Source organism: Burkholderia sp. L27(2015) (assembly GCF_009765705.1).
GTDB lineage: Bacteria > Pseudomonadota > Gammaproteobacteria > Burkholderiales > Burkholderiaceae > LMUX01.
This window is the reverse complement of record NZ_LMUX01000008.1, coordinates 245,085-255,991: the sequence shown is the minus strand read 5'-3', so window position 1 is coordinate 255,991 and position 10,907 is coordinate 245,085. Positions and strand designations below refer to the sequence as shown.

General features: G+C 61.1%; 8 protein-coding genes and 1 pseudogene. 6 read left to right on the top strand and 3 right to left on the bottom strand.

All coding sequences use genetic code 11. The features are described 5' to 3' along the window. Positions 1 to 196: 196 nt before the first annotated feature. Positions 197 to 709, bottom strand: coding sequence for a Spy/CpxP family protein refolding chaperone (locus GSQ77_RS04190; protein WP_158899338.1), 513 nt, complete (start codon positions 707 to 709; stop codon positions 197 to 199). 196 nt (positions 710 to 905) lie between these two features. Between GSQ77_RS04190 and GSQ77_RS04185 the strand changes: the two genes are divergently transcribed. Together GSQ77_RS04185 and GSQ77_RS04180 are read left to right on the top strand one after the other, a co-directional pair. Beyond that, positions 906 to 1,628, top strand: a complete 723-nt coding sequence (locus GSQ77_RS04185) for a response regulator (RefSeq protein WP_158899336.1) — start codon at positions 906 to 908, stop codon at positions 1,626 to 1,628. After that, positions 1,609 to 2,907: an ATP-binding protein gene (locus GSQ77_RS04180; protein ID WP_158899334.1), complete on the top strand. Its 1,299-nt coding sequence runs from the start codon at positions 1,609 to 1,611 to the stop codon at positions 2,905 to 2,907. The genes GSQ77_RS04185 and GSQ77_RS04180 overlap by 20 nt, the downstream gene beginning before the upstream one ends. A gap of 114 nt (positions 2,908 to 3,021) precedes the next feature. Here GSQ77_RS04180 and GSQ77_RS04175 read toward each other — a convergent pair whose 3' ends face one another. Beyond that, complete coding sequence (locus tag GSQ77_RS04175; RefSeq protein WP_158899332.1) at positions 3,022 to 3,288, bottom strand: hypothetical protein; 267 nt, start codon at positions 3,286 to 3,288, stop codon at positions 3,022 to 3,024. Between the two features lie 425 nt (positions 3,289 to 3,713). Between GSQ77_RS04175 and GSQ77_RS04170 the strand changes: the two genes are divergently transcribed. The 3 genes and pseudogenes from GSQ77_RS04170 (at position 3,714) to GSQ77_RS04160 (ending at position 7,348) form a co-directional block, all read left to right on the top strand. Next, positions 3,714 to 5,474 carry an ABC transporter permease subunit gene (locus tag GSQ77_RS04170; protein ID WP_158899330.1) on the top strand — a complete coding sequence of 587 codons (1,761 nt, stop codon included), beginning with the start codon at positions 3,714 to 3,716 and terminating at the stop codon, positions 5,472 to 5,474. Positions 5,475 to 5,590: 116 nt separating this feature from the next. Continuing rightward, a pseudogene (locus tag GSQ77_RS04165) lies at positions 5,591 to 6,865 on the top strand (AAA-associated domain-containing protein); the annotation flags it as partial. Between the two features lie 288 nt (positions 6,866 to 7,153). Beyond that, on the top strand, positions 7,154 to 7,348 hold the full coding sequence (locus GSQ77_RS04160; RefSeq protein ID WP_158899326.1) for a DUF2188 domain-containing protein: 195 nt from the start codon (positions 7,154 to 7,156) through the stop codon (positions 7,346 to 7,348). 112 nt (positions 7,349 to 7,460) lie between these two features. On the opposite strand, the gene GSQ77_RS04155 is transcribed toward GSQ77_RS04160, so the two are convergent. Further along, entirely contained in the window at positions 7,461 to 8,987 is a 1,527-nt protein-coding gene (locus GSQ77_RS04155) for an MFS transporter (protein ID WP_254067430.1), read from the bottom strand. A 181-nt stretch (positions 8,988 to 9,168) separates the two neighbouring features. Here GSQ77_RS04155 and GSQ77_RS04150 point away from each other — a divergent pair, with 181 nt between their 5' ends. Beyond that, positions 9,169 to 10,905 carry a ClcB-like voltage-gated chloride channel protein gene (locus tag GSQ77_RS04150; RefSeq protein ID WP_158899568.1) on the top strand — a complete coding sequence of 579 codons (1,737 nt, stop codon included), beginning with the start codon at positions 9,169 to 9,171 and terminating at the stop codon, positions 10,903 to 10,905. Positions 10,906 to 10,907 lie beyond the last annotated feature (2 nt).

Here is a 10,907-nt window from a genome sequence, read left to right as displayed (position 1 = left end):
AAAGCGGGGAAAGCGGGGAAAGCGGGGAAAGCGGGGAAAGCGGGGAAAGCGGGGAAAGCGGGGAAAGCGGGGAGGCGCGCGGCAAATCGGTACTAAATAGTAGTCGCTAGCAATTGCGCAAAGCGCCGAAGCGCTTGCCGCCCGAAACGGGCGCCACTAAGTGGCGACGCCGTTCGGGAGAGGCCGAACCTATTGACTACTTCGGCGCAGGAGCCGCATTGCCATGATGCTCCCATTGGGCGTGACGTTTCGCCATGCGCTGCCATTGCGCCTTGAGGGCGCTGCTTACTGTTGCTTTTTGCGTCTGATCCAGCGCGTCATACACATTCAGCCACGCGGCTTGAGTATGGGCGCGCAACTGCTGTGACTGGCTCTGGGTTTGCTCGTGCTGGGCTTGCAGTGCGTGCATGTCGAGCACCGGCGCTTGCATCAAGCCCTCCATTTGCTGTTTCGCCTGCTTGTGCAATGCACGTTCTTGCTGGCGATCGGCCTTCATGGTGCTCAACGCCGTTTGCCACAGTTGTTCCTGGCTGGCGTTCAGGTTTAACTGGCTGTGGATCTTGTCGAGGTTGTGCTGCATCATCGAGCCGCCGTGATGAGCATGGCCGCCCGGGGGCGGCGTATCGCCGGCTGCCGCATAAGCCGTGGAGACGCTAAGCAGCGTTGCCGCAATAGCGCTCAAAGATAAGTTGCGAGTGAGGCGTGACATACGGACTCCTAGATTCATGCCGGGATTGGCTGATTGGAAGCTTAGGGCACGACCCTGGCATCCCGGGTTACGAAAAAGTACGGATGTTTACCAGCAATTACGCGGCCGCGTGTGCGTAATACGTGGTAACGCCGCTTGCATTGTCTAACCTCCTTAGAAACTGACTGCGGCAACGGTACAAGATAAACTGCGAGCTATGGCTACCCAAATACTCATTATTGACGACGACCCCGAGCTGCGCGACCTGTTGCGCGACTACCTGACCCGCCAGGGCATCGAGGTTTCGGTGCTGCATGGCGCGGCGACCCTTGAGCGACGCCTTGAACTCGAACGCCCCGACCTGATCGTGCTGGACCTGATGATGCCCGGCGTGGACGGCTTGACGGCGCTGCGCCATTTGCGCGCAACCGGTGACGATATCCCCGTGATCATGCTGACCGCACGCGCGGACGATGTCGATCGTATCGTCGGTCTCGAGCTCGGCGCGGACGATTATCTCGGCAAGCCCTTCAACCCGCGTGAACTGCTGGCGCGCATCCAGGCCGTCCTGCGCCGTCGCCGCACGGTGCCCAGCGCCGCGCCTGAGCAACGCGAACCCTATACGTTCGGCCGCTTCGTGCTCGATTTCCAGACCCGTTCGCTGTTGCAGGAAGGCGAGCCGGTTCAGCTCTCGGGCAGCGAATTCGCGCTCCTGAAGATTTTCGTCAACTACGCACTGCGCACGTTGACCCGCGAGCGCTTGCTCGAATTGCTGCACGGCCCGGAATACGATGGCACCGACCGTGGCATCGACGTACAGGTGTGGCGTTTGCGCCGGATCCTGGAAATCGACCCGTCAGTGCCGCGTTTCATCCAGACCGTAAGGGGTCGCGGTTACGTGTTCGTCCCCGACGGCAGCCATGAAACTTCGGCCGGTTGATTCGCTTTTTGGGCGTCTGGCGTTGCTGGTGGTATGTGTACTGCTGGTGGCTCACTTTGCCTGGTATGAGCTGGTGCGTTTCGAACGCAGCCAGACACAGACACGCTATGCGACCGAGGAAGTCGTCTTCCTTGTCGATGCGATCGAACAACATCAGGCCGTCAATCCCAATCAGCCGCTGCCATCGCGCGTGAGGCTCGTCAGTGTCGATTCGCCGCTGGTGCCCCGCGCGGGGAACCTCGATGAGCACCGCGGCCTCCAGCGTTTCGAAAACGATCTACGCGATCGGCTGCCGCCTGGCAGCGAAATTCGCTTCTCCAGCATGGACTCGCCGCCACCGCGCATTTGGGTGCTGCGCCCCGGTAGCGATCACTGGATTGTATTGCCGATGCAGCCCATGCCGCCGGCCCGCTCGATCGACCGGATGGTCATCTGGCTGGTGTTGATCTTTCTCTCGGCGGTGCTGTCCGCGTTGTTTGCGGCCTGGCAACTCCAGCGGCCCTTGCAGACGCTGGTCAGCGCGGTTGCGCGGCTTGGCCGCGGCGAACAGGTGCCACCGGTGCCGGAGCGTGGGCCACACGAACTGCGTCAACTGACGCGCGGGTTCAACCAGATGGTGAACGATATTTCCCAGGCCGAGAGCTATCGTCAGATCATGCTCGCAGGCGTTGCGCACGACCTCAAGACGCCGCTGGCGCGCTTGCGGCTGCGCGCGGAAATGATGGACGAGGTCAAGCTGCGCGACGGTGTGGTGCGCGACGTCGATTCGCTGTCGCATATCGTCGACCAGTTCCTGGTGTTTGCGCACGATCGTGGCGACGAGAGCATGCCGGTGGGCGTGGATGAGCGTTGCGAATGGCTGTCGCGCAATTACCGCCAGGAACATGGGGGTGCCGACCACATCGTGCTCGATTTGCGCGCCGGCCCCGAGTTCCTGCTGCCGATTGCGACGCTGGACCGTTTGCTGTCCAATCTGCTGGACAACGCCACAGTGTATGGGGCACCGCCCATCACGATCGCGACCGCAAAGATCGGCGGCGGGCGCTACGATAAGCGCTGGCAGCTCACGGTGAGCGATCGTGGCCCCGGCATCTCGCCGGACGATCTGCGCAACGCGACGCGGCCGTTTGTGCGGCTCGATCCGGCGCGCGGGGGCAATGGCCATAGCGGCCTCGGACTTGCGATTGTCGATCGATTGGCACGTCGTGTCGGTGGCGATTGCACCATCGAGAACCGCACCGCGGGCGGCCTCAATGTGCTGCTGACTTTCCCCGATTGATCTCCACTTCGTCGTGCTCAGACGGTGACTGCCGAGCGCCGTCAGCACGATAGACAGCCAGAATCGGTCTACACGGCAGGGCGGCAGCGCTGAGCCGCACCACAAAAATCGAAATTAAACCGAAAATAGCGAGTTCAGCGCGGTCGCGGCGTCGGCATCGACCGTATTGAACGTGACCGAGCCGGCTTCGAAGATGTAATGCGTGGTGTAGCGGCCCAGGCGCGCCAAAATCTCTTCCTGGATCAGTTCCGGCGTCACGTCCAGCTTCAGATACCAGGTGGTCGACGAAAGTTTGATCTGGAATGCTCCGTATTCGGACATGATGCTGTCGAAGGCGTCTGCGTCCGGATCGCGGCAAACGATAACAAGGTTGCCCTTCATGAGACCTCCTGTGGCATGCAGTCTAGGAAACTGCATGATACCTGTAGTGCTTGCTCCGTGCGTAATGACGTACCAGCGGACGTACCAGCGGAAGCACCAGCAGAAGCACCAGCAGAAGCACCAGCAGAAGTACCTGCGGTAGTACCCACGGTCGTGCCCGCGCGTCCTCGCGCTTGCCCAATGTTGCATGTAAGCCAAGCTATCGCGAATTCGGCGCGGTTTGACGCCCCGATTGTGTCGGGAAGGTTGTGTCTGTCACGTAGGTTGTAGTAGTGTCGGGACGTCGCAAAAATGTCTTATTGGCATTTTTTCTCGAGCAGCGCCATTGTTGATCGGTGAACCGGATGAGTGCCGCGCACTAGCGCCCTGGACATCATTCGCTTACCCGTTTCTTTTTACCCTGCTGCCCGTGTTGGAGTCGCTTCATGCGTCTGAATATCCTCAGCCCCTCTTTCAATGCCTCTGCATGGCGGCTTTTGCCCAATCGATGGGATTTCATCGCGTTTCCTCTGATTATTTGCTTGATTGCGATGGCGGCTGTCGGTTACCACGAAACCATGGCGCCGATTTCGGTGCTGAAAACCCAGGCTATTTCGCTTTCGCCGTCGATGCTGCCCGAATACGCGCTGCGCACGACGCTGCGCATGCTGGCCGCGATGGTCGCTTCGCTGATTTTCACGTTAGGGTATGGCACGCTGGCCGCCAAAAGCCGACGGGCCGAGAAAGTGCTGGTGCCGATTCTGGATATTTTGCAGTCGGTACCGGTGCTCGGCTACATCTCGTTCACGGTCACGTTCTTTATCGCCTTGTTCCCGGGCCGAGTAGCCGGTGCCGAATGTGCGGCCATCTTCGCGATTTTCACCAGCCAGGCCTGGAACATGACGTTCAGCTTCTACCAGTCGCTGCGCACCGTGCCGCGCGATTTGCAGGAAGTCTCGCGCAGCTTTCACCTGACCGGCTGGCAGCGTTTCTGGAAGCTTGAGGTACCGTTTTCGCTGCCCGGGCTGATCTGGAACATGATGATGTCGATGTCGGGCGGCTGGTTTTTCGTGGTCGCATCCGAAGCCATCACGGTCGGCAACAACACTATCACCTTGCCTGGTATCGGCTCTTATCTGGCCGCGGCCATTGAGCAGCGCAACCTCGGCGCGGTGGGCTACGTGATCCTGGTCATGTCGCTGGTGATTCTAGCGTATGACCAGTTGCTGTTTCGCCCGCTGGTCGCATGGGCCGATAAATTCCGCATGGAGAACACCGCGTCGGCGAGCGCGCCTGAATCCTGGCTGCTCGATCTGATTCGGCGCACCCGGCTGATCAACCAATTGCTCAAGCCGATGGGCTGGATACTGGCGACTACGGCGCGCGTTCCGGTGCGTATGCCGACCATCGCAAACGCCACGAGTGCGGTTGCCCGGCCTGCTCGTGCTCGACGCAAGCCGTCCAGAGTGGCGGATGCGATCTGGGCAGTGCTTATCTTGCTGATGACCGTATATGTGGTGTTTCGCGTCGTTACCTACGTGCGCACCGGGGTGAATTTGCCCGAAGTCGGTCATGTGCTCTTACTCGGCGTATTTACGCTGATACGCGTGTTATTGCTGATTCTGGTGGCGTCGGTCATCTGGGTGCCGCTGGGCGTGATGATCGGCCTGCGGCCGGCGCTGGCGCAGAAAATCCAGCCCATCGCGCAGTTCCTCGCGGCGTTTCCGGCTAATTTGCTGTTCCCGGTTTTTGTCGTCGTCATCGTCAAATTCCACCTGAATGCCGATATCTGGCTGTCGCCGTTGATCGTGCTGGGCACCCAGTGGTACATCCTGTTCAATGTGATCGCCGGCGCATCGGCGTTCCCCAACGACTTCAAGGAAGCGGCCGCCAACTTCCGGATTCGCGGCTGGCAGTGGTGGCGCAAGATCATCTTACCGGGCATCTTCCCGTATTACGTAACCGGTGCGATCACCGCCTCGGGCGGCGCGTGGAACGCCAGTATCGTTTCGGAGGCAGTGTCCTGGGGTAACGACAAAGTGGTGGCCCATGGGCTGGGCGCCTACATCGCGCAGACCACGGCGGCAGGCGATTTCCCTAAAATCATCTTGGGGATCGCGGTGATGTCGCTCTTCGTCACCTTGTTCAACCGGCTGTTGTGGCGTCCGATGTACGCTTACGCCGATGCCAAGCTGCGCATGGACTGAGCGCGCAGGCGGCGCTGCCTGATCGGTCACCTACTAAGCGGTCACCCGCTAACTATTCGAGTTCGAACCGTAACTGAAAGCACATCATGCAAAATCCTGAAGCGATCGCAAGCACTGAAATCATGCGTGTCGAACACGTCCGGCGCGGCTTTAACAAGTCGCAGGGCGAATTGCTGGTGCTCGACGATGCCAACCTGGTCCTGAAAGAAGGCGAGATCGTCGGCCTGCTGGGACGTTCGGGGTCCGGCAAATCGACGCTGCTGCGTATCATTGCCGGCCTGATCCAACCCACCGGCGGCTCCGTGACGTATAAGGGCGAACCACTGGACGGTCCGGCCGAAGGGGTGGCGATGGTGTTCCAGACCTTCGCCCTGTTTCCGTGGCTGACGGTGCTGCAAAACGTCGAGGCCGGACTCGAAGCGCTCGGTGTCAACCCGCGCGAACGCCGTGAGCGCTCGCTTGCCGCGATCGACTTGATCGGGCTCGACGGCTTTGAAAACGCCTATCCGCGCGAGTTGTCGGGCGGGATGCGCCAGCGCGTGGGTTTCGCCCGCGCCCTGGTGGTCGATCCCACTTTGCTGTTGATGGACGAGCCGTTCTCCGCGCTCGACGTGCTGACCGCCGAGACGCTGCGTACCGACTTGCTCGATCTGTGGAACGAACGGCGCCTGAAGATCAAATCAGTGCTGATCGTTACGCATAACATCGAGGAAGCGGTGTTTATGTGCGATCGGATCCTGGTGCTGTCGTCCAATCCGGGGCGCGTGATCGCCGAGATCCAGGTGCCGTTCGCGCACCCGCGCAACCGGCTGGACCCGGCGTTTCGCCGGCTGGTCGACGATATTTACGCACGTATGACGGCACGCGCCACCACGGGCGGCGTGCGCAAGGAATTGGAGCTGGGCACCTGGTTGCCGGCCGTGTCGACCAACCTGATGGCCGGTTTGATCGAAACGCTTGCCATGGCGCCCTACAACGGCAAGGCCGACTTGCCCGAAATTGCCCGAACCCTGCATCTGGAGGTCGACGATCTGTTTCCGGTCGCGGAAATGCTGCAACACCTCGGCTTTGCCGACGTGCAGGAAGGCGATATCTTGCTGACGCAGCCCGGCAAGGTGTTCGCCGAATACGGCACCCAGGAGCGCAAGCTGATGTTTGCCGAGCATCTGGTGCGCTCGGTGCCGCTGGCGGCACGGATACGCCGGGTGCTCAACGAGCGGCCCGGGCATCGGGCGCCGCGGGTGCGCTTCGAACAGGAACTCGAGGATTTTCTGTCGGACAACGCAGCCGAGGAGACGCTGGACGCCGTCATCAATTGGGGCCGATATGCGGAAATCTTCTCGTATAACGATCAGGCCGAGACCTTCAGCCTGGAAGACGTGGAATCCTGAAGGAGCTGAGGCACTAAGGCACTAAGGCACTAAGGCACTAAGGCACTAAGGCGCTGAGCTGCCCAGGGCTTGCTACGGCCAAGTCATGAGCAAAATTTACGGACTGCCTACAGTGCTTGCAGCGTTCACAAGCCGGCTTTTGCCGGCTTTTTTGCGCCCCGATTCCGCTGTAACGAATAGAAATGCAGATGTCAGGGAATAAATGACCGGTCCGCGCGTTTACTCGTCTAATTGGCTCGATCTCATTTATCGGGTTCGTAGGGCTCATTGGGTAAAGCGGGAGGCGTAATGAACACAGAATTTGAAGATACTCAGGTCTACCGGGTACTACGCGGTCCGGACGGCCGGTGGCAAGTCACTCAGCGCGACCGCAAAAAGCCGCTCGCCAAATTCGATCGTATGGAAGACGCGATGCAATACGCGCGCGATTTTCTTGCCGAACAGCGGCTGTGTCGCCACCTTGGCCTACGCCAGTACGTTTGAGCTGCCTTGAGCGGCTCAACGGTGGCTAAGTGGCCGCTTAGTGGCACTTAGTAGCGGATTAGGGGCAACTTAGCGGCCATTTGGCGGTCGCGTATAAGCGAGCCGCCCCCGATCAGTGAGCGGGATGCTGCTTTGGCGCGGCGCCCAACCGTGTCAAGCTGATCACTGCGGCCAGCGCCGAAAAACTCGACGCTACGACCAGCGTAACGACCGTGCCGCGCAATGGCGCCATATTGAAGATCAACGCGACCAGCGCAGCGCCCAGACTCTGTCCTACCAAACGGGCAGTACTGAGCATGCCGCTCGCGCCACCGCTACGCTCGCGCGGCGCCGAGGACAGCAGGGTGCGGTTGTTAGGTGACTGGAACATGCCGAAACCGAAGCCACATAAGCCCATGCGCCAGATAATGGCTGCTTGCGCCGGATGCGGTGGCAGCGTGGCCAGCAGCGCCAAGCCCACGCTAAGCGCAACCAGCCCGATACCCCCCAGCACACCAGCCGAGTAGCGATCCGATAGATAACCCGACAGCGGCGCGATCACCACGATCACCAGCGGCCAGGGCGTCATCAGCAGGCCGGTCTGAACCTGGTTGAACCCGAGCGTATTCTGCATGTAGAACGGTAGCGAGACAAATGCAATCATTTGCGCGACGAACGAGCAGACGGACGTCCCGACCGACAGCGAAAAAATCGGTATCCGTAGCAAGTCGACCGGCAATAGCGGCACCGCTTGCGTCAACTGTCGTCTGACGAACAAATATCCAATCACGATCATCGCCGTCACTTCCAGATACACCAACGGATGGACTTGCCCGTGACCCAGGCCATCCACGCTGATAATCAGCAAGCCGAAGGTGAACGCGTTCATGATCGCGCTTGGCACGTCGAAGCGGCGGGGCTCGGTTTTCTGGCGGGGCAGGCAGCGCAGGCCGACCAGCGTCGCGGCAATGCCCAGCGGCACGTTCACTGCAAACAGCCAAGGCCAGGTCGCAACCGACAGGATCGCCGAGGCGATGCTCGGCCCAATCGCCGTCGAGATTGCCACCACTGAGGCATTGACGCTGACGCCGCGTCCCAGCAGCCGGTACGGGTAGATCACGCGGACCAGCGCGGTATTGACGCTCATGATGCCGGCGGCGCCGAACCCCTGGATGACGCGCGCCGCAGTGAGTGTGAGCAGCGAATCCGAGAGCGCACAAGCCAGCGAGGCCGCGGTAAAGAGGGCGAGCCCTCCCAGGTATATGCGCCGATAGCCGATGATGTCGCCCAGCGAGGAAAGCGGCAGCAGCGAAATGACAATGGCTAATTGGTAGGCGTTGACGATCCAGATCGAAGTCGCCGGGTCGGCGTGCAGCGTGCGCGCGATGGTCGGCAGGGCCACGTTGGAAATGGAGCTGTCGAGCACCGCCAGCGTAATGCCCATCATCAGAACCAGTACCGCCCAATAGCGCTGCGGCGAGGGCATGCCGTCGGCGGGCTCGCCGGGTGCAGGACTATGGGGCTGGGCGGGCGGCTTGACGGGGGGCTTGGCCGATGAGTCGGCGGTGGGCTCGATAAGGGACCCGCCTGCAGCGGCAGAACGGGTCGCAGATTCGGCCGCAAGCGCGGGAGTGGAGCTGACGGTAGAGGGGGCTGTCACTGGCACACTTAAAGGAGACCGGCAGATAAGTAAACGCTGAATACGCGCAAAAATCGAATTTTACGCCAGCCACCGGTTTCCTGGTGCCGCGTGCTTGTTTTTGTTGTGCGGCTATGGCACGGTTGCGGCTGCACCGCTTGCGTGGCGCGCCCATTTCACCGCGTTTCATTCCAATAGACCCGTGCTCGCCTTCCTGCTCCGATTAAGAACCCAGGCTCAATCCTTATTCCGTTTCTCGGAGATACACGCGACTTTGCTGTGGGCGGCGGCAATCGGTTTTATCGGCGCAGGGGCTACCGTCGTGTTCCGGGTGGGTATCGAGCTCGTGCAACACGCGCTGAGCGGCCGCGGCGGCGATCTGGCCGAGACCGGCAGCTCGCTTTCGATTGCCATGCGCGTACTCATGCCCACTGGCGGCGGCGTGGCGGCCGGGCTGCTGTTGCTATGGAGCCGGCGTTACGCACGCACCGGCACCCATCAGGACTACATGGATTCAATCGCAAGCGGCGATGGCTATGTGCCCGTGCGCCATACGCTCACGCGTAGCCTCTCGTCGCTCGCCACCATCGCCAGCGGCGGCTCGATCGGTCGTGAAGGCTCGATGATCCAATTGGCGGCGATGTGCGCGTCGGTGGCCGGCAGGCTGCTGCATTTCGAGCCGGCGCGTTTGCGCGTGCTGGTCGCATGTGGCGCGGCGGCCGGGATTACCGCGGCCTACAGCGCTCCGATCGCGGGCGCGCTGTTCGTCACTGAGATCGTGCTCGGGTCGATTGCGATGGAGAGTTTCGGGCCTATCATCATTGCGTCGGTGGTATCCAACATCACGATGCGGCGCTTCGCCGGCTATCAGCCGCCTTACGTGATGCCGGTGTTCCCGACCATTTCAGGCCGCGAGATCGTGCTGTTCGCGTTGCTGGGCATCGTCGCCGGCTTGATGGCACCGCAGTTTTTGCGCCTCGTCGGTTTCTCCAAGCGCCAGTTCGGCCGTATGCTGGGGCCGCTGCCCCTCAGGCTAGGCGTGGGGGGGCTCGGCGTCGGCATATTGTCGATCTGGGTGCCCCAGGTCTACGGCAATGGTTATAGCGTGGTGAACTCGATCCTGCATCAACCGTGGGTCTGGTCGACTTTGCTACTGGTGCTGGGGTTCAAGATACTCGCGACGACCCTGACGGTGGGTTCGGGCGCCATAGGCGGGATTTTTACGCCGGTGTTGTTTGTCGGTGCGGCGGTGGGCTGCCTGTTCGGGCAGGCCGTGCATCTGCTGTGGCCTGCGGCGACGTCCGCGCCGTTTGCCTACGCGATCGTCGGGATGGGCGCCTTCCTGGCCGCTGCCAGCAATGCGCCGCTGATGGCGATCCTGATGATCTTCGAAATGACGCTCAGCTACGAGGTTGTGCTGCCTTTGATGCTGGCGTGCGTGATCGCATTTTTCATTGCACGCGCGGGCGACGGCCTCTCGATGTACGACGTCACCCAGCGACGCATGCGCGAGGCGCAGGCGCGCATGCGCTTGCGTGGCACCCGCATGGTCGAACTGATCCGGCCGGCCGATACCGTCTTGCCGCTCACCGCGAGCTTCAAGGAATTGACGCGGATGTTCCTGGAATATCCGGTCAAGTACATCTACATCACCGACGAAGCCGGCGCGTTCTGCGGGGTTGTGGCGCTGCAGCAGCTGACTTCGGCCATGCTGACCAAAGAAGAAATGGACACCAAGACGGCGGCCGATTTCGTGCAACCGGAGTTCCAATACATCACGCCGGATATGCCGTTGGCCGACGCGTTGCAGTGCTTTATGACGCATAACGGCGAGCGCTTGCCGGCGATCCGTAGCGAGGGTGATCGCACCTTGCTGGGCGCCGTGTTCAAAACATCGTTGCTGGATGCCTATTTCAAAATGAGCGCGCCACCGAGCTGAGC

Bases quoted from the DNA above. Each gene is read 5' to 3' on its own strand.
- GSQ77_RS04180 (WP_158899334.1), top strand. From the start codon at position 1,609: ATGAAACTTCGGCCGGTTGATTCGCTTTTTGGGCGTCTGGCGTTGCTG.
- GSQ77_RS04190 (WP_158899338.1), bottom strand. From the start codon at position 709: ATGTCACGCCTCACTCGCAACTTATCTTTGAGCGCTATTGCGGCAACG.
- GSQ77_RS04175 (WP_158899332.1), bottom strand. From the start codon at position 3,288: ATGAAGGGCAACCTTGTTATCGTTTGCCGCGATCCGGACGCAGACGCC.
- GSQ77_RS04170 (WP_158899330.1), top strand. From the start codon at position 3,714: ATGCGTCTGAATATCCTCAGCCCCTCTTTCAATGCCTCTGCATGGCGG.
- GSQ77_RS04160 (WP_158899326.1), top strand. From the start codon at position 7,154: ATGAACACAGAATTTGAAGATACTCAGGTCTACCGGGTACTACGCGGT.
- GSQ77_RS04185 (WP_158899336.1), top strand. From the start codon at position 906: ATGGCTACCCAAATACTCATTATTGACGACGACCCCGAGCTGCGCGAC.